Annotated in this window: 12 protein-coding genes and 1 other annotated feature; of the genes, 4 read left to right on the top strand and 8 right to left on the bottom strand. The window is 31.5% G+C overall.

Annotation, left to right across the window (positions count from 1 at the left end; translation table 11 throughout):
* Positions 1 to 52: 52 nt before the first annotated feature.
* Both ACREWB_RS05970 and ACREWB_RS05965 read right to left on the bottom strand, forming a co-directional pair.
* Entirely contained in the window at positions 53 to 1,171 is a 1,119-nt protein-coding gene (locus ACREWB_RS05970; protein WP_431546570.1) for a Ger(x)C family spore germination protein, read from the bottom strand.
* A complete protein-coding gene (locus tag ACREWB_RS05965; protein ID WP_431546569.1) occupies positions 1,158 to 2,570 on the bottom strand; it encodes a spore germination protein in 1,413 nt (470 codons plus the stop codon). The genes ACREWB_RS05970 and ACREWB_RS05965 overlap by 14 nt, the downstream gene beginning before the upstream one ends.
* 129 nt (positions 2,571 to 2,699) lie before the next feature.
* Between ACREWB_RS05965 and ACREWB_RS05960 the strand changes: the two genes are divergently transcribed.
* Positions 2,700 to 3,809: a GerAB/ArcD/ProY family transporter gene (locus ACREWB_RS05960; RefSeq protein ID WP_431546568.1), complete on the top strand. Its 1,110-nt coding sequence runs from the start codon at positions 2,700 to 2,702 to the stop codon at positions 3,807 to 3,809.
* Between the two features lie 22 nt (positions 3,810 to 3,831).
* Here ACREWB_RS05960 and ACREWB_RS05955 read toward each other — a convergent pair whose 3' ends face one another.
* Positions 3,832 to 4,374, bottom strand: coding sequence for an ECF transporter S component (locus ACREWB_RS05955; RefSeq protein ID WP_431546567.1), 543 nt, complete (start codon positions 4,372 to 4,374; stop codon positions 3,832 to 3,834).
* A gap of 247 nt (positions 4,375 to 4,621) precedes the next feature.
* On the opposite strand from ACREWB_RS05955, the gene ACREWB_RS05950 reads away from it, so the two are divergent.
* Positions 4,622 to 4,777, top strand: coding sequence for a DUF5670 family protein (locus tag ACREWB_RS05950; protein ID WP_431546566.1), 156 nt, complete (start codon positions 4,622 to 4,624; stop codon positions 4,775 to 4,777).
* 71 nt (positions 4,778 to 4,848) lie between these two features.
* Here ACREWB_RS05950 and ACREWB_RS05945 read toward each other — a convergent pair whose 3' ends face one another.
* From ACREWB_RS05945 to ACREWB_RS05935, 3 genes are all read right to left on the bottom strand, one after another.
* Positions 4,849 to 6,444 carry a peptide chain release factor 3 gene (locus ACREWB_RS05945; protein WP_431547151.1) on the bottom strand — a complete coding sequence of 532 codons (1,596 nt, stop codon included), beginning with the start codon at positions 6,442 to 6,444 and terminating at the stop codon, positions 4,849 to 4,851.
* A gap of 565 nt (positions 6,445 to 7,009) precedes the next feature.
* Complete coding sequence (gene trpS, locus ACREWB_RS05940; RefSeq protein ID WP_431546565.1) at positions 7,010 to 8,008, bottom strand: tryptophan--tRNA ligase; 999 nt, start codon at positions 8,006 to 8,008, stop codon at positions 7,010 to 7,012.
* 65 nt (positions 8,009 to 8,073) lie between these two features.
* Positions 8,074 to 8,309, bottom strand: a binding site (T-box leader).
* Positions 8,310 to 8,382: 73 nt separating this feature from the next.
* Complete coding sequence (locus ACREWB_RS05935) at positions 8,383 to 8,757, bottom strand: desulfoferrodoxin (protein WP_431546564.1); 375 nt, start codon at positions 8,755 to 8,757, stop codon at positions 8,383 to 8,385.
* 283 nt (positions 8,758 to 9,040) lie between these two features.
* On the opposite strand from ACREWB_RS05935, the gene ACREWB_RS05930 reads away from it, so the two are divergent.
* Positions 9,041 to 9,253 carry a hypothetical protein gene (locus ACREWB_RS05930; protein WP_431546563.1) on the top strand — a complete coding sequence of 71 codons (213 nt, stop codon included), beginning with the start codon at positions 9,041 to 9,043 and terminating at the stop codon, positions 9,251 to 9,253.
* Between the two features lie 47 nt (positions 9,254 to 9,300).
* On the opposite strand, the gene ACREWB_RS05925 is transcribed toward ACREWB_RS05930, so the two are convergent.
* Positions 9,301 to 17,880: a glycoside hydrolase family 94 protein gene (locus ACREWB_RS05925; RefSeq protein ID WP_431546562.1), complete on the bottom strand. Its 8,580-nt coding sequence runs from the start codon at positions 17,878 to 17,880 to the stop codon at positions 9,301 to 9,303.
* Positions 17,881 to 18,080: 200 nt separating this feature from the next.
* Entirely contained in the window at positions 18,081 to 19,382 is a 1,302-nt protein-coding gene (locus ACREWB_RS05920) for a M18 family aminopeptidase (protein ID WP_431546561.1), read from the bottom strand.
* 174 nt (positions 19,383 to 19,556) lie between these two features.
* On the opposite strand from ACREWB_RS05920, the gene ACREWB_RS05915 reads away from it, so the two are divergent.
* On the top strand, positions 19,557 to 20,744 hold the full coding sequence (locus ACREWB_RS05915; RefSeq protein ID WP_431546560.1) for a cation diffusion facilitator family transporter: 1,188 nt from the start codon (positions 19,557 to 19,559) through the stop codon (positions 20,742 to 20,744).
* Positions 20,745 to 21,131: the final 387 nt, after the last annotated feature.

Raw genomic sequence — 21,131 nt, 5'->3', positions numbered from 1 at the left:
AGTTTTTATAATTCTAGTTTACAACAAAAGACGATGGATTACCATCGTCTTTTTAATCAAAATTCTTAGAAGACCCTATATTCATCATTTCTACTTCTACTTCCACTTTTAGCTCTGTTTTATTAATAATATCATCGATCTTTATGTTTGGATACTTCTGATAAAATTGTTCAGTTATATCAAATATATCTATCCCTATTTCCTTGTATTTTGCAAATAAAACATTACACGCTTTCACAATATTATCCTCTGCTTTTTCATATATTTTCGCAACATTTTCTTCTGTGAATATTATACTCTTTTGGGCTTCTCCAAAATCTACTTTAACTTTAATTTTCTTTTTTAAATGAACAATATTATCATAATAACTAATTTCAGTCTTAGTTTTAGATTTTTCAATTTCTAAAGTTATAAATTTGTTAATATCGCATGGGTTCGTTATTTCTAAAGTACCACCTGAAACAGTATTCATTAAAAAATTAAAACCTTGCCCTTCTTCTCTTTCTAATATGCAAACCATTTTATCATCTTTTATAACAGCTCCACCATTCACTTCTAATCTTGGCGCTAAAGCATCTTTGGGAATATCAATTATACTAACTACACTGACTTTATCGCCCATATTTCTTTGATTATAAAATTCATTTAAAGTTAGTTTTACAGCTCTTGAAGAAGCACCAATATTTTCTATAAGCTGTGTTATGAAGAATCCTATATACTTCTGTTGAACAATATGTAACTGAATAAGCTTTTCTGGGTCTCCTCTATATACTGTAATATATGGTCTTATAAGTAACTCTTGATCACGATCAAAAAAATCTATAAAATCGTCAACACCAAATTCTGCTGCCTTTTGAGTAAATATTATAGCCTTATTTTGAGTATAATTTATTTTATAACTAGAATAAGTATTTAAATCTCTTACAGCTTCAAATACTGTTTTTCCTTTTCCTTTAAATATGATTCTTTCATCAGTTCCTTCAGGTGTAGTTCCTCTTGCTCCCTTAAAAGATTCAACATATATTAGTGGATTACCGACATCATCTACATCTATTATTATAGATGTAACAAATAAAACTTTATTAACATCCCTATAACTAAAACATGACGTCATAGTAAAACAATTCATTATTATGCAGCTTATAACTATTATTTTTTTATATTTTTTCATTATAGTCATCCTTATCAAAAATACTATTTGATATCTCGCTAAGCTCTCTTCTATATAACAAATCCTTAAATTTAAAAGTTTCTAATGTACCTAACGGAAACAAATATGGATACCCACAACTCTCAAGTCCCGCCAAATGAGAGATTAAAATAAAAAATCCAATATAAAATCCTGGAAGCCCTAGTACTGAAGAAAACAAAATAATAATTATATTCCATATGGCTAGGGCACCATAAAGCTTAGGTACTAAAAATGAAGAGATCGACGAAAGTGCCACAATTACTATAGTACTTTGGGAGGCTATTCCTACTCCCACTGCAGCATCACCTAAGATTAAGGCTCCAACAATGCTCATTGACTGACCTATAGACTGTGGCAATCTTATCCCTGCCTCTCTAAGTAGTTGAAAGAAAAAAGTCATTAATAATAACTCTATAACTGTAGGGAGTGGTACACCTGCCCTAGAAATAGTGAACTTTACAGCAAATACCGTTGGAATAAGCGAAAAATGAAAACAAGCAATAGCCACATATAACCCTGACAATAAACTAGCTGAGAAAAAACTAAGCACTCTCGTAAGCCTCGATAAATTAGCAAAATATCTATTAGAATAATAATCATCAGGAGCTTGAAAATTATCCAGGAAAAAATATGGTGCAGTGATAACAAAAGGAGTTCCATCTACAATTATTGCTATTCTTCCTTCCAAAAGCTTAGATGCTGCCACATCTGGTTTTTCGGTTGTACCAATTGTATCAAAAGCTGAATTCTTATTCTTTAATTTTGTCTCAATATAATTCGCATCTAATATAAATTCTAATTCTATATTAGATACCTTTTTTCTTATATAATCCACAAGTTTTTTATGCGCCACACCTTCTATATAACATATAACAACTACTGTGTTAGATTGACCGCCTAAAATCATGGTTTCAAATTTTAAATTCGGATTTTTTATTTTCCGTCGTATAAGCGCTACATTATCTACAAACGCTTCCGTAAATCCTTCTCTTGGGCCCTTAATAACATTTTCTGTAGGTGGAATGCCAACACCCCGCCTCACATACCCTTTTGCCTCACAATAAATTGCTTTATTTGCAAAAGGAAATATAAGCACCAAGTCCCCACCTAAAATGTGCGCTATAGCCTCATCATTACTATTAATATCTCCGATGACATTAGCTGATAATACATCCTTTTTTATGTACTCTAAATCTACAGTCCAAGTCTTATTTTCCAATATAGGCTTAAATATATATTCACTAATAAACTTAGAATCACACAAATCGTCAATAAATACACCAAATATTATTCCTAGTGCACATTCTATCTCTCTGTATTTAACATCGTAACTATTTTTTAATTTTTCTTTAATATAATCTATATTTATGTTTTCCATTTTAATCACCCTGTTTATTATTTGTAGTATTTGAGTTTAATATTCACAAATTGGGAAATACTACTAATATATTGTTAATTTATTTCTATTATTTATATTATTGAAACAAGAAGGAGGCAAGGATACAAAATGGATAAGCTAAATACAAAACATTTAATATTCATAATTTGGGGAACTTCAGTTGTAGCAATGAAAACATATCCAAACGTATTCATTGTAAATGGTGGTAGGGATTCGTGGATTTCCGTTATTATTGCCTCAATTATTGTATTATTTTATTTTATTTATATACTTTTTATTTGTAAAAAAACAAATTGCTATAGTATGAGTGAAATATACCATAGAGCTTTAGGTAAAACAACGGGAAATATTTTTTTGATGCTATTTATTATAACACTAATTATCAGTTTAATAGAAAGTGCTTCAGTAGAAGCAAATGCCCTGCATGTAAATATGCTTACAGATACCCCTCCTTGGTTTTTTCTTTTATTTATATTAATACCTGCGATTTATATTACAAAGAAGGGCACTAGGGCAATAACTATAGTTACTATTATTGGTTTATGCCTTATTATGGTGGCAGGTACAAACCTAGCGATTCTTACAGCTAAATATAAAAAATATAGTTACCTGCTTCCTATAATGGCAAATGGCGTCACCCCCTCTTTTATTTTATCTGTAATAAAAGCACTAGGATGCTATGGTAGTATAGCGATTTGCATACCATTTTTATCCAACGTAGTTAATAAATCAAAAATTACTAAGCATTGCATAATTGCAATATTATTTGTAATTCAAATGGAAATTTTTTCAACTATTGGTATTATAAGCACCTTCGGCGTTGTTAGAGCCTTAAACATTAACTACCCAAAGCTTATACAAACTCAGTTAGTTAGTTATTTCGATTTTTTAGAGTTTGGCGAGTTTTTTGTATTGCTTCAAATGGTAGGTGGATGGTTTATAAAATACGTATTAGCGCTAAACGCTATACTAATTCTATTGAAAAGCCTTCATTTACTTAATAAATATTGGATATATTTTATTACTTTATTTGTTTTCATAATTTCATATTTCATTTCTTCTAAAATACTATTATTAGATAAGTTTTTAAACCTTTATGTCTATCTCTCTGTTATAAGTTTTATATTAATACCAGCGATAATTTTCAGTGTATTTTATTTAAAAAAACAAAGTAAAGATCGTAATTTTCAAAAAAAAATAAAAAAAGGATCAGAATAATATTATATTCTGATCCTTTTTACTATTTTATAAATTCATGTTTTTTATTGTTTTTAGCCAAAGCTATGGATAATGGCAATGCAAGGGCAACTCCTACTATAACTTGACCTATATTAGCAGGTATATCTGCAAAGGCTAATAGTGCATTATTAGAAATTAATTTATATACTAGAAGACCTGACATTAAATACCCAAGGACCATCCATACACCTGCTACTACAAAGGCAAATAAATTGTTCCAAAAATTATCCCCACTGTAGCCTTTTCTGTATGCAATCATAGCTGTTATATATGCCATTCCTCCTTTTACTATCAATGTAAAAGGAGCCCAGAAAAAATAAGGAGTTGTTAAATCAAATATAGTCATGCCAAGTGCAGCAGCTATAAATCCCTTTTTCTTTCCTAATAGTATGGCCGCTAAATATACCATACTATCGCCTATATGAAATACAGCACTATTTCCCACTGGTATCTTAATTAAATATGTTGCAATGTAAATAATCCCAGCCATAATTCCGATTTGTACTATGTCAATTGTTTTAGTTTTTGATACTCTATTTTCCATATTTGTCCCCCTAAAATTTAATCGTTTTAAAACTTCTCTTAATATCATTATATACAATCTTAACTTTTTTTCAAATGTATCCATACACTTTTATGAAATATAATACCATTTTTATTTTGCATATACATCACTAAAGTAATACATACTATATCTAGTATTTAATCATCAAACATAATAACAAATCAAAGCTATAAAGGACATTTTTCAGTCTCTATTAAATTGTTTTTCAATACATGGAGGTGACCCTGTGACTTTTTTACGTTGGTTAGGTGGATTTGTAGTATTATTTTGGTTAATTGGAATACTCCTGAGCATAGGTGGCAATTTAATTAATATTCTACTAATAGTTGCTGCTATTGTATTTGTAATTGATGCTATCTCTAACAGGAGAAAAATAATGTAAAAACTTTCAAATAAAAAAATCTCTTGAAATAATTTCAAGAGATTTTTATTTTATATTTTTATAGTAATTTTTTAGTCGTCACTCTTACCCATATCTGATAGAATTAATCCTTTATTATGATCCAGTGCCCATCTAATACCCCATTCATTTTGAAACAATAGTAGGTCTCTGTCCTTAAAATCTCTAACTATCCTAGTATCACTAGTCATATTAAGCTTTTCTTTATCTATATTACTATTTTCAATCCATCTTATCTGTGTAAATGATAACCTATCCATCTTAATCTCCACATTATATTCATCCCTAAGTCTGAATTCTAATACTTCAAACTGAAGCACTCCTACAACCCCAACTATAATTTGTTCAACTCCAATATGAAGTTCCTTAAATACTTGAATTGCACCTTCTTGAGCTATTTGCGTTACTCCCTTTATAAATTGCTTTCTTTTCATAGTATCAACAGCTCTAACCCTTGCAAAAAATTCTGGTGCAAAAATTGGTATACCCTCGAACTTAAATTTATTTGAAGAAGGACATATTGTGTCTCCAATGCTAAATATACCTGGATCAAAAACCCCAATAATATCTCCTGCATAAGCCGTATCAACTATCTCTCTATCTTGTGCTAAAAATTGCTGTGGTTGTGCTAATTTTATTTTATTACCACCTTGCATATGATACACATCCATGCCTTTCTCAAATTTCCCAGAACAAATCCTCATAAAAGCCATTCTATCCCTATGAGCTTTATTCATATTAGCCTGTATTTTAAATACAAAAGCTGAAAAATCATCACTAAAGACATCTATTTTTCCTATGCTTGAATTTCTTGGTAATGGTGTCGAGGTCAGTTTTAAAAAATCATTTAAAAAAGGTTCAACCCCAAAATTAGTAACAGCACTTCCAAAAAATACTGGTGTAAGTTCTCCAGCAGCAACTTTATTTAAATCAAAGTCATCTCCTGCTACATCTAAAAGTTCGATATCATTTAAAAGTTTTTCATAAAAATCCTCACCAATAAATTCAATTGCCTTTTCATCGTCAATACTAATTTTAGTCTCTTTAGCTTGTATTTGACCATGCTTTCCATCATCAAAAACAATAATCTCCTTTGTTCTTCTATCATAAACACCTTTAAAATCTACCCCACAACCTATAGGCCAATTCATTGGGTAAGATTTAATACCAAGTTCGTTTTCTATCTCTTCCATAAGTGAAAAAATTTCTTTAGATTCTCTATCCATCTTGTTAACAAATGTGAAAATAGGTATTTCTCTAATACTACATACGTTGAACAGTTTTCTTGTCTGTTCCTCTATACCTTTTGCACCATCAATAACCATTACTGCGCTATCTGCTGCCATAAGAGTTCTGTAAGTATCTTCACTAAAGTCTTGATGTCCTGGTGTATCAAGTATATTTATGCAAAAATCCTTATAATTAAATTGCATAACTGAAGACGTAACTGAAATACCTCTTTGTTTTTCTATTTCCATCCAGTCAGAAACTGCATGTTTAGAAGCCTTTCTAGCTTTAACTGAACCTGCAAGCCTTATAGCGCCTCCATATAATAATAATTTTTCTGTAAGTGTAGTTTTACCAGCATCGGGATGAGATATTATAGCAAACGTTCTTCTCTTTTGAATCTCTTTTATGTAATCCAGCAAAGTTATCATTCTCCTTTTTTTAATATTTTTATTTACTATGTATATATTCCTAAATTTACTCTCTAAACTAAAGCAATTTAAAAATTTATTTTCTAAATTCTCTACCTATTGATTTTAGCTTTTATGAGCATATATGTCAACTACGCTTGTACTTAACGAAGAATAAACCACAAGTATCTTAACAATTATTAAGGTTCTTGTAGGTTCTTGTAGTTTATTAGAATTACTTTAGTCCAAATCTCTTTTGCCCTGCCCCGTAGGGGCCTATTGCATACAAGTATTAATTTTCTCCGCAGCGGCTTGCAATAAGAAGCGCAGAAACATTGAAATTTCATTTAGAAATTCTTCTTTTGCGAATGTAAAATTCTCGTAAGCCTGCCAGGACGGCATAACAATTAATAATTGTTATGTCCCCCAGAGAACTACCCAGAGGAAGGCTAGCGAACCTGAGCCAGGAAGGCGAATGTGAGTGTTAGAGAATTTTATATGAGCAAAAGATTAGAATTTCTTAATGAAATTTCAGGTTTCAAGCTCCTTTTGCAAGGCACACAGGAGAAAATTAATACTACCTTGGTATGAATCCTATTTTCTTTTGCATTTTCCTTAGTGTCTTACTAGCAACATAATTAGCCTTTTCAGCACCTTTTTTATAAATACCCTCTAAGTAAGCTTTATCAGCCATATATTCCTTAATCTTAATCTGTATAGGTTCAAGCTCTGAAACGATTGCTTCTGCTACATCACTTTTAAACTCTGCATATCCTAAACCTTCATATTTTTCTTCTATTTTCTCTTCAGAATCTCCAGTTATAGTCATAAGTATTGTCATTAAGTTTTTAACACCTAATTGTTCATCATTATACTTAACTACTCCTATACTATCTGTAACCGCTCTATTAACTTTTTTTCTAATTACTTCTGGTGGATCCATTATTAAAATATATCCATTAACATTTTCTTCTGATTTTGACATCTTTTTAGATGGATCTTGTAAGTCCATTATCTTAGCACCTGTTTTAGGTATATAAGGATCAGGTATTACAAAGGTATCGCTATAAGTTTTATTGAATCTTTCCCCTATATCTCTAGCAATTTCAAGATGTTGAAGTTGGTCTTTTCCTACAGGCACTAAATCTGTTTGATATATCAAAATATCTGCTGCCATAAGCACTGGATAGTTAAATAATCCTGCGGATATACTTTCGCCACTATTACGAGATTTATCTTTATATTGCGTCATTCTACTTAATTCTCCCATGTAAGTGGAACAAGTTAAAAGCCAACCAGCTTCACTATGTGCGGGAACATGTGATTGAATAAATAGAGTATTTTTTTCAGGATCAATACCTGAAGCTATATAAATAGCTAATATTTCTAAGGTCCGTTTCCTTAAATCCTTTGGTTCTTGCTTTACAGTAATTGCGTGCAAATCAACCACACAAAAATAGCATTCATATTCTTCTTGTAATTTAACCCAGTTTTTTATAGCTCCTAAATAATTCCCAAGGGTTAAGTCACCCGAAGGCTTAATGCCACTAAATATTACTTTTTTATTACCTTCCAAAATAATCATCTCCTACAACAAAATTCATAATTTTTTAAAAATGAAAAAAAGCCCTATGGATAAATCCATAGGGCGTATATACACGGTACCACCTAATACTTAGAAGCTATAGAGCTTCTACTCAAACAGATACAACTACGATATCCTACCTTTATAACGTAAGGCCTACGTCAAGGACTACTGAACTTCATCCCGAGTCTTAGAGACCCATTCAATTTAAACATAATTATCGTAATCCCACTCTCTACGACTCTCTGTAAATCTGTTTTTAAATCTACTTACTTCTCATCAACGACTATAACATTATAAACATTTAAACTGTCTTTAAATTATGATATTCCTATCCATATAAATTGTCAATAAAAATCTTGATTTTATGCTTTCCAAAGACCATGTAAATTACAGTATTCTCGAACAAATAAAACTTCTTCTTCTAATTTAAATTCTGCTACTGGTTTTTCACCTGGTTTTAGGTATTTTCTGTACACCTTATTTTCTGTATGTACTTCAATGAATTCAATATGATGATCTTCAGTCATTGGGTGTTCTACTGCTCCAACCAAAACTCTAATTCCGCCTTCTATTTTTTCAATTACAGGAACATGTTTTTCAACCGCTGCATCTTGAGTATTTTCTGATTTTAGTGTCATTGGCTTTCCACAACAAACTAAAATTCCTCCAGCATTATGAACCACTTCAACTATATTACCACATACTTCACATTTGTAAATTTGTCTTAATTGTGTCATTTATATTCCTCCTTTAAATTTAACTCTATAAATACTGATTATAATCTTTTTAATCTGTAACAGTTATTTATAGATAACAATTATATATATTCTACATATCTTAAATGTTTCCTCTTTTTTAAATAAAAATTAATTGTTTATCTATATATTCTAAGCTAAACTAAGACATTCTATACAACTATAATCTTTTAGCTAATATTACCTTCATTTTTTCTCAATTATGTGGAACACTATTTAATATAAAGTTGTAATATAACTAATATAATTAAAGGGAGGTATAAATATGCCTAAAAAGAAAGTTCACACCTATGCACCTCATGAAAGGGATTTTTTTGATATAGAACCCAGAGAAATAAGATCTTATTCTGAAACCAAAGATGATTATACAATACTACCCGATCCAGTAACTGATCCTATAGTTTCTAATAATATTTCTTATGTTGAGTTTGACTACACCTATAATGGAGGTCAAGAATTTCCAGATATAGAAGATTAACTTTTTTAAATGGTACGACTTCTACTTAGAAATCGTACCATTTTTTTTTAAATTATAACCTCTACCTTATGAACTCCATCGATAAATGGTACTAGCCCATCATCACATAATTTACCATCAAGCCAGATACCTTTTTCTCCCTGGCGCTTAACTTCAATCACATATTCAAAATTATCTTTTTTATAAATAATCTCATAATGTGACCACTCATCTGGAACACAAGGTTCAACGGTAAACCCTTTTCCTTCTTTTAACTTAAAACCTAGAATAGACCCTATACCAATTGTATACATCCATCCTGATGTTCCAGTATACCAACTCCATCCGCCTCGTCCTACATGAGGTTCTTTCCCATAAACATCAGCAGCCATTACATAGGGCTCAGTTTTATACTTTTCACACTGAAGTAACGTTTTTGTATGATTGATAGGATTTATCATATTATATAGTTTTGCTGCCTTATCCGTTTTCGAAAGTTTGGCAAAGGCAAGAATTACCCAAGTTGCAGCATGTGTATATTGGCCACCATTTTCCCTAACTCCAGGTACATAGCCTTTGATATAACCTGGTTCTAAAGTAGATTTACTAAAAGGTGGAGTTAAAAGGAGAATCATGCTCTTGTCTTCTTTTATTAGATTACGTTCTAACGACTTCATAGCCGACCCTGCTCTTTCTTTCTTTGCAGCTCCCGATATAACTGACCAGGATTGAGCTAGAGAATCTATTTTGCACTCTTCATTTTCAGATGAACCTAGCGGTGTACCATCATCAAAATATGCTCTCCTATACCAATCGCCGTCCCATGCATTATCCTCTAGATTTACCCTTATATACTCTTGCATATCACTGTACCTCTTAATTCTTTCATCATCCACTTTATACTCACAGGCCTTAGTGAAATTTTCTAGTATATTATATAAGAACCATCCTAGCCATACACTTTCACCTTTTCCCTTGTTACCTACGGTGCTCATTCCATCATTCCAATCTCCACTTCCCATTAGAGGAATGTTATGAGGACCAAATTTAAGACTCTTATCTATGGCTTTTATACAATGTTCATATATACTCCCTGTAAAATCTGACTTTCCTGAAATATTATATCTTTCGTCCTCACCTTCGGCTAGTGGCGTATCCATTAAGTATCCAGCCTGTTCGTCAAGAATAGCAAAATCCCCAGTATTTTTTATATAATCCATAGTGACAAAAGGTAGCCATAATAGATCATCTGAAAATCTTGTTCTTATCCCACTATCTACTACTGGATGCCACCAATGTTGAACATCACCTTCAACAAATTGTCTTGAAGCACTATACAAAATTTGTTTTTTTGTCATACTAGGCTCTATTAAACACACTGGCATAACATCTTGAAGCTGATCTCTAAATCCATATGCTCCGCCAGACTGATAAAAGGCCGTTCTTGCCCATAATCTGCATACTATAGTTTGATACATAAGCCACCCATTGAGCATTAAGTCCATGCTCTTATCTGGAGTCACAACCTGGATAGTATGAAGTAACTTATTCCAATAATTCTTCACCACTTCTAATTCAGAATCAACTTTTTTAAGATCTGTAAATTCCATAATAGTAGTAGAAATATCATCTAAATTTTCATCTTCACCTAGCATAGCTATGAGTTCAATATCCATATTAGGCTCTAAATGAATTTTTGTAGTAACCGCTAGACATGGATCGAGTCCAACTCCTACATTGTTTGAAAGTCTTACTCTTTTTAACGCTGCTGGGCTCTCTACGCTTCCTCCCCTTCCTAAAAATTCACCCTTATCACCAGTAAAGCTTTGATCTGCACCACCAAATAATTTTAAGAAAGCATTTAATTTTCCAAAATGCTGACTATAAGAATTTGTAGCATATATATATTCCTTTTCTTCATTCAAATAAGTAACAATATGCTCAGCAGTATGTTGAGGTACAACCCCCATAACAAGCTCTGCATAGTAGGTTATGGAGAGTTCTCTAGCTATATCACTATTATTTACAAGTTTTATTTTACACAGCTTAAGGTTATGATTCATAGGCACGAACATAGTAACTTCACCCATAATTCCAAAAGCTTCATGTTTAAAACTTGAATGTCCAAACCCATGTTCTATTAAGTATTCTCCACCATCTCTTATAGGTTTTGGTGTAATACTCCACACATTCCCAAAAGTATCATCTCTAAGATATATGGCTTCTGAGCATTCGTCACTTATCCAGTCATTAGACCAAGTAGTTATTTTATTTTCACGACTATTTTTATGCCAAGTGTACGCTGATCCAGATTCTGACACATGAAATCCAAAATCACCGTTTGAAATTACATTAATCCATGGTGCTGGAGTATTATTAAAATCTTTAAGCAGAATAGTATAGTTTTCATTTTCTACATTAAAGCCTCCTAAGTCATTAAAGAATTCTAAGTGCTCTATATTAAATATGCGTGGAACAAATGTGAGTGTACTTTCTATCTTTTCTAATAATGGTTGTTTTCTTATTTTTTTACTATTATTGTGAATTTGAGATACTAACATTCCCTTTGAGGAATCTATAACTATTCGAGATATAGCTATCAAAAGTTCTATATCCTCATCTAAGATAGTAGCCTTATTGAGTACAAATAGTCCACCTGGTTTATTTTCTTTACCTCTTAAGTGACTACTTCCAACCAACTCCTTAATATCTGTTTGTAATGGTTGATCATATGAGATTTTTTGAAGATTTATTATAACCAAATCAATTCTTAACCCTTTAAGGCTAAGGTACTCGTGAGCATTCAAAAGTTGGCGAACTAAATCTTTATCTTCACTCTCTCTTGCTATAAGTAACATTATAGGCAAATCTCCTGAGATTCCATATGACCAAAGAGCAAATTGCCCTTTCTTTACATTTTTTATATATCCACTTCTTTCTTTATAAGTAGAATTTAAAAACAAGATCTTAGAGGCCATTACTTGATATAAATTTGCTTGGGTAGATTTCAGTCCATAATATTTCATATCCACCTGGGTTTGGCTCCAAGCCAGTTCAAATACCCTATTTACATTGTGAAGTTCACTATACTTTTTAGCTAAACTTATTACTTCAGCTTTGCTACTGGCTATTGATGTAGTGAAAGCTATAACACAGGTTTCGCCCGCTTTTATCTTAACTTTTCTTCTTATGCACACTACAGGATCTAACACCGCTCCTACAGTATTAGATAAAATCGAGTTTTCCTTCATGCTTACTGGATGTGTTGTATTTTCACCACGTCCTATGAAATTTACTCTACTAGTCTCATACTGAATAGTTCCTACAGTAGTTCCGTCTGTAGCAACTGTTTGCATAAGCCAAGGTTGTTTTTTACCCTTAGCTCTAGGTCTTCTAGTTGCCAATATACAACTAGGATTATCAATATACTGTGTCTTCACAAACAGATTACCAAAAGCTGGATGAACTATATCTGCATCATAATGAGCTAGCGTTACTTCAAAATAACTGGTTATTTCTAATATTTTACTGACGGTGCCATGATTTGTTATTGATAATCGTCTTACCTCTGAATCATCTTGTGTAGACACAGTAATTTCCGTTTTAGTTGTGATATTACTGTCACTCCTTTTAAATTCAGCTTTATCCAATGCAAAAGTTACTTCATAACTATCCCCCGCCTTTTTACATGGTTCATAAGTTGCACTAAAGTACTCTTTTTCATGCACATCTTTTATGTATATGAACATGCCAGTATTGTCTTTAGTCACATCTTCCTTCCATCTATAAATCATAGTTCTATTTCTTTGCGCATACCCTGACCCACTATTAGAAATCATTAGTGAATAACTTCCATTAGAAATTAAATGTGTCTCTGGTGACTCAGTTTTTGCTGTAGTATATTTCCTTACTATAATTTTTTGTTTGCCCATAATATTGTCTGATACATTAAATTTATGTTCTCTATCGTATACCACTCTTTTAGAAATTCTTTCTTGAAGTAGCAGCTCTGTAGCTTTAACCTTTGGAATCCTATGGAATCTTTTTTGGAAGACATTATTTTTTAATACATTATCTAAAGCCATTAAGCTCATCCCTTCATGATGAATCATGAAACACTTAATAATAGCCTTTGATTCCTCTTTAGGTATTCTATTTTCAGTATAATCCACTGCTTCATAAAGCCCATAAATCCCTTCTAATCCTTCATCAGTAAGCTTTTTAAGATTATCATAGGCTCCTACAAAATCAGTTTGAAGCGCCATAATTGTTGCATAAGGCGCCACAACCAATTCGTTTGCCAGACCTTGTTTAAGTCCTACTCCCGCTATCCCAAATGCCTTATACTGATAATTTAAATTTACATCAAAATTATAAAAAGCCGATTCAGAAATTCCAAAAGGCACACCTCTCTCAGCGCAATATTTCTTTTGTGCCTCAATTACAGCTTTATAAGTTTCGTCGAGCATTGTGCCAGGATAATTTTTCATTATAAGAAGGGGCATTAAGTATTCGAACATTGTTCCACTCCAAGAAACTAAGCCCTTGCCTTTTCCCATAAGAGTCATAGATCTACCAAGCACAAACCAATGTTTTTTAGGAACGTCACCCTTTGCTATAGCGATAAAACTAGCCTGCCTTGATTCCGATGCTAATAAGTCATAATAGCTCTTACCTAAACTATCATTCTCAACATCATATCCAATGCTAAACAGTTCTCTGTCCTTATCATATAACATTTTAAAATCTGTATCTTCTGCCATAACACTTATTCTTTCTTTTAATTTTTCTATGTCCAAAATAATTACCTTAGATTTCTCTTTTGTACTTTGCAACATAATTTTTAGTTTTGCTATTGACTCATCTTTTTTTGACTTATCACTTAACATGTTTAAGACTTTAGTTATTTTATTTGGAATGTTATTTAAAGATGTTTTTTCTATTATGTTAAGTAAAGAATTGCTAAGATCTAACTCTATGTTTTTTTGACTTATAAAATGTGACCAAGGAAAAATTTCATTTATTTCCTCTAAAAATCTATTCACATCACCTTGTAGTTTTTTATTCCAATATAATTCTTTTTCTAATTTATTTTCTTCTATTCCCGTAATCTTACTTTCTAAATCTATAAGCAATGCTTTCCATGAATTAAAGTCAATTTTATTATTGTCTATATCCCCTATAGCTACTTTATATGATTCTTTCATTCCCAGAGTTGCTTCTATTTCCTCACTAGCAAGCCTCATTGTATCTTGCAAGCCCTTAACTTGCTGAGGATTAAATATTGGATTCCCCAAATATTCCTCTAGCGTCTCTATGACTACCCAAAGATAACCAACTAAATTCCCACTGTCAACTGTGGAAACATATCTAGGATACAGCGGTGTCTTGCTTCTAGTATCGTACCAATTATAAAAATGACCTTTGTAAGTGGCCATGTCTTCCATTGAAGTAATAATTTTTTCTATTCTACTTGCAACATCTATAGTACCTATATATCCTAAATCATAGGCAACTAAATTTGAAGTTAAACCCATACCCATGTCTGTTGGAGAAGTTCTATGTGCTACTCCATTAGGTGGATCTTCTTGGTAATTATCTGGTCCAAGGAAATTGTTTTCCTCATTGATAAAATCCTGAAAATACGCCCAAGTTTTTCTACTTAATTTTCTAAGGAAAATCTTTTCTTCTTCCACCATTTCAAAGCTTTCAATTACTCTGTCTTTACTTATAACATAAGCAATTATAGGACTTAAAAACCAAAGGGTACATGAAGGTATACTAATGAACCCAATACTCACATCTAAATTGAATGCTAGGAATAAAATTAAAACTGAAACGGCACTACCTACCCACATTGAAGCTATAAAATTTTTAAGTTTTTTCCCAAGTTTCACTTCAACATCTGCTGCAGTCTGCCATTCCAGCAAATTTTTCTTGCTGATAGTTAACCTATATAAGGTTCTAATTATGGCATCTAGCATAAGATATGCTTGATAAGGTATAAAACAAAAAATTAAAAATACCTGTTCTATAGCCATCTTACTATTCTGAATTTTACCCACTAAACTTATACCTTTAGCAGGGGAAACTACAGCTTCCGTTACATCAAAAAGTATAGGTGCTAAAATTGCAACAAAAGCTGTAACAAACCATTTATCCGTTCCATCAGGCAATACTCCACACAAAGTAAGTAGAAGTAAAATCATAATAGAAGGTGTGAGTAAACTTCTTCTTAAATTATCTATTATCTTCCATTTAGATATTTTACTTAAAGGTGAAGAATTTCTAAGCCATGGAAGCAGCTGCCAATCACCTCTAGTCCATCTGTGTAATCTCATAGAACTTGAATTATAATAAGCTGGGTATCCATCTATGAATTCCACATCTGTAACCAAGGCAGCCCTAACATATGATCCCTCTAACAAATCGTGACTTAATACAGTGTTTTCTGGTATTTCATCCTTTAGCATATAATTAAAAACATCTACATCATAAATTCCCTTGCCTGTAAAAATACCCTCACCAAATAAATCCTGATATACGTCAGAAATCGCAGAAGTATACATATCTATTCCTGTTTCGCCAGAAAAAATCTTTGAAAATAGTGTTTTATTTGCAGCACCAATAGATACTCCTACCCTTGGTTGCATAAGCCCATAACCCCTGTCTACACTCTTTTTGCTATGATTTAGCATAGCATTATTTAGTGGGTGTGCCATAGCCCCTATTAATTTCTTAGCAGAGTCCCTTGGCAGCTTTGTGTCTGCATCTAATGTAATAACATATTTAATTACTCGAAGGCACTCTGCATTACTGCTTTTTATGTTGTAACTAGTATTTTCTTTCCCCCTTAAAAACTCATTAAATTCCATAAGTTTTCCACGTTTTCTTTCCCACCCAATCCATTTATTTTCTTTTTTATTAAACTGCCTATATCTATTAAAAAAGAAAAATATTTTTTGCTCGTCACTGCAATACTTTTTATTTAATGCTTCTATTGCAAGAAGTCCTTCGCTTACTATTTCCTTATCTCTAAGTTCCTCTTTAACCGCACTATCCACAAAGTCTCCTAATAATGCAAAATACATATTGCTTTGCGCATTAGCTAAATAGTAAATTTCTAAATCATGTACCAAATCTCTTACCCTAGAGGGATTATTTAATATGGTTGGAATTACTACCACTGTACTATATTTTTCTGGTATCGCTTCTTTAAAAGCCATTTTAGGTATAAATGAAGGGGAACCCAAAACATTTACACTCCAGTTAAAAATTGATATTGTTATTTCACTACATGGCACTAATATTACAATTGTTGCTAAAACATATCTCCATAGTGATATAGACTTATCATTTAATAAGCTAAACACAATAAATAGACATATTATTAGCATTGTAAATACAACAATAGTACCTATATAAAATTTTTCTTTATTCTTCTTTATCCTATCTTTAACCCCTTCTATGAATGTGTTCTTATATCCTATTTTATCCTTTAATTCTTTTATTCCTTCATCTATCAAATAAAAACCAACATGCTTATTATAGAAATTCTTTTCTGAGACTTCACTTTCATTACAACATTCAATAGCTTTTTTTGCTATATATGACTCAGGAATTTTCGTATGTTTAGATAGTTTTTCTATTATATGTCTATACTTATCTCTTGACATAAAATCCATTTCTCTATAAATACAACTGGGATCTTCTCTTAAAACACTTTCTACCGAACTTAACTTTTCAAAATATTTTTTCCAATTTAAGCCTTCAATAATTCTTATGCTATTAATAGAATTCCCTATGGATATTTGAAAACCAGCTTCTATTTGATGTTCTAGGGATATGGTTTTTTCTAAACTTGTTTCTTGTGATTCAAGTCTCTCATCTATATAATGATAAACTTCTTTGGAATCAATACCACTATCCCTTAATAGTTTTAGTAATCTTTCTGTAAAATGAGAATTAAACGTTAGCTTTTGACTGTTTAATAATGATATTTCTGCAACAATTTTATCCTCGTTAAAAGCATTAATTAATTTCTCCGCAACCAGTTCTGCTTCTTTTTTATTATTCTCCGCACTAACAATTTTCTCAGTTATATTACTTATATTTTGGATTAAAGCTATTCTCAGCATTATAGGAATAGCCCAAAGTTCACCAGACGTAAGTGCGGCGCTCTTTTGATAAGCCCTTACAAAATTTGCAATAACGCTTTCATCCACCCTACCATCGGTGTGAGATACTATTTCTATGGCAATATGATAAACTCTCGGGTAACCCTTCATAACTCCTTTGTATATCACTGGCAAGTCATTATAATACGTTTGTGGCATATTATATTTTATGTTCTTATACTCCTTCTCTATTAAGTATAAGTTATCTAAAAGCCATTCTGCAGCGGGCAATACCTCTTTTTTATTTTTTTCTTGTTTATCTATCTTATCATAGCCTTTTAAAATTTTGTCATAACTTCTATCTAAATTACTAATAAGCTTTTTCTTACAATTAGTACTCTTGATATCAGAATAATAACGTGCTATTTCATAGGCATGTTTTTCTAAATCTTCTCTATTCACATTTATGGTTGGAATTTCTTTTAGCAAATTCTCTTCTTTATAATAATTTAGATTCTTTCTTATCACCATGTAAATTAAAATACATATTGCAACTATTGCCCCAAATGTAATATATAGCACTCAAATCACCCTTTCAACGTTTTGTTAATAATATCTATGGATTTCAGAACTGACTTTAATTATTATCACCAATTAACCCATTAATTATTAATAAAAATATAAAAAAGAACTCACAATTTAAAATTGTGAGTTCTTTTCTACTCTTTGTGTTAAATTTTATAAAATTCTTGAAAGGATTTTGTTACATAAGTATGGTCTAACACTCCCCCTAGTTCTCTTATAGAATGCATAGCTAAAGTTGGGCTTCCCATATCAACTGAACGTATATTTAAGTGAGTAGATGATATTGGTCCTATAGTTGAACCTCCACGAGCATCAGAACGATTAACAAATTTTTGTACTGGCACCCCTGCACTCGCGCAAACTAATTCATAAACTGCATCAGAATTACTATCGGTGGTATAACTTTGACTGGCACTTATTTTTATAACTGGTCCCTTATTTAAATAAGGTTTATTTGTTGGATCATTCTTTTCTGGACTATTAGGATGAACTGCATGTGCATTATCCGCAGATATTATAAAGGATTTTGCAATAGCCCTTAAAAAATCCTCACGGTTTTTATCTAATGATATTGTAATACGCTCTAAGATGTCAACTAGCATATTCGAATTAGCACCTTGCTTAGTCGAACTCCCTACTTCTTCATTATCAAAACAAACCATTACATTTGTTGCCTCGACTGCTTCCACTCTACAAAGTGCTCTTATTCCTGCATGTACCATAGCTAAATCATCTAATCTTGAGCTGGAAATAAACTCATTATTAAGACCTATAATTGATCCCTTTTCATATTCATAAAGGAATAAATCGAAATCTATAATTTCTTTTTCCTCTACAGCTAGTTCACTTGCAATTGCACTCATAAGATTATTATTTTTTTCCAATTCTCCGTTAACCATTGAGAGCAGTGGTAAGGTATCCTTTTGTTTATTTAATTCAATCCCCTTATTTATATCTCTATTCATATGAATAGCTAAATTAGGAATTATCATTATAGGCTTATTAATATTTAAAAGTCTTGTTTCTGGATATAGGATATTTTCACTTCTAAGAGTTACCCTACCTGCTACTGCTAGGGGTCTATCCATCCAAGTATTTAATATGGCTCCACCATAAACTTCTGTGTTTAACCTAACATATGTATTATCCACTTCCATTTCTGGTGCTGGTTTAATTCTAAAGCTAGGTGAATCTGTATGAGCTCCAATAATTTTAAAACCGTTTTCTTCAATCTCTCCCTTTCCAACTACAAATGCAGTTATTGCGGAATCATTTTTAGTTACAAAATACTTTCCACCCTTTTGAAGATTCCACTTTTCATCTTCTTTTATTTCAACAAAGCCTGTTTCGGATAAATCTTCTTTAACCTTTGCTACAGCATGAAAAGCCGTTGGACTATCATAAATATAATCAATAAGATTTTGGGCAAATTCTAATTCTTTACTCATATATATTCCTCCAATGCATTTTAATTTAAATAAGTGTATTTCTTATCTTCTTCATTAGTATAACAAATTTTTAGATATTATTTCTATAAATTCTAAATTAATGATATAATTAATTGTTAAATACATGTTTAAATTTAACTGTTTTAATTATACTATATATTTAGAGGTGAAATTATGTTATCAAAATTCTTAATCACAAAATTTATAAAAAACTCCCAGGATACTAATAATAAAAAAGTAAGAGTGGCTTATGGTTACCTAGGCGGTTTAGTTGGAATTATAGTAAACTTAATTCTTTTTGTTACAAAGCTAACTATAGGTATGCTAGTAAATAGTATAGCCGTTACTGCCGATGCCTTTAACAATTTATCAGATGTAGCATCATCAGTTATTACAATTCTAGGTTTTAAGCTAGCTGAAAAACCTGCCGACAAAGAGCATCCTTTTGGTCATGGAAGGCTTGAGTATATTTCTGGACTTATAGTTTCTTTTTTAGTAATACTAGTAGGTTTTGAATTTATTAAAACCTCCTATGGTAGAATAGTTAATCCATCAAAAGTAATTTTTAACCTTATACCTTTTATATTAATTTTAGTATCTATTGGGTTTAAAATATGGATTAGTAAATTTAATAAGACTATAGGTAAAGCTATAAAATCATCGGCTCTAGAAGCTTCTTCCTTTGACGCTTTAAGTGATGTAGTTAGTTCAAGTTGTGTTGCGCTATCACTCCTTTTATCTATTTGGATTGACTTTCCTATAGATGGGTACATAGGAGTATTAGTATCCCTTTTCATAATATATGCTGGATATTCGCTTATAAAAGACACAATGAATCCGTTGCTTGGTGAGGCTCCTGATATGGAGCTGGTTAAAGGACTTCAATCAAAATTATTATCCTATGACTATATTACAGGTTCCCATGATTTAGTTATACATAATTATGGACCTGGTAGATGCATGGCCTCTATCCACGCAGAAGTTCCCTGTGATATTTCTATAGTTAAAATCCATGAAATCATCGATAAAGCTGAAAAAGAAATTTCCAAAGAGTTTGAATTATATCTAGTTATTCATATGGATCCGCTGAATATAGATGATAAAGAAGTTAATGCTTCACGATTGAAACTTTTAAAGGTATTAGAATCTTTTCCTATAATAAAATCTATTCATGATTTTAGAATTGTAGGCGAGGACGATTATAAAAATTTAATATTTGATGCTGTAATTGACTTTAATAAGGCTTTTACAGAAAGTGATGAAGTAAAATTAAAAGAAGATGTAAATATTGAAATCAAAAAATCTTACCCTAGTTATAATGCCTTAATGACTATAGATAGGGATTATCTAGGGGTTCAATGAAAAAAAATATATATGAGGAGACAACCTATGTTAACGGATGTTAACATAGGTTGCTTTTTTACAATAAAAACTTAATATTAATCAATACACATAAATTTAAAGTAATGGTATAATATTCTTATACTTTTTTATTTGCTAAGAATGTAATAATTTAAAAATGGAGGTGATAATCCTCAGTTACAGTTATAATACACGACACCAACGTCGGGAATCCGGCCATATTTTAGGGATATCCAGACATTTGTATCGGGATTGCACTAGTTATACGGAATTTTGAAGTAAGAGAGTGCTAAATCATGATTTCAACGTTACATAATTGTACAAATCACTACATGAATATTATCTATTTAATAAGGGGGCACCAATATGAAGGATGAAAATATTATG

The organism is Clostridium sp. (assembly GCF_050717635.1).
Taxonomy (GTDB): Bacteria; Bacillota; Clostridia; order Clostridiales; family Clostridiaceae; genus Clostridium_AD.
The sequence above is the reverse complement of the archived record's forward strand: the minus strand, read 5'-3'. Positions and strand labels throughout refer to the sequence as shown.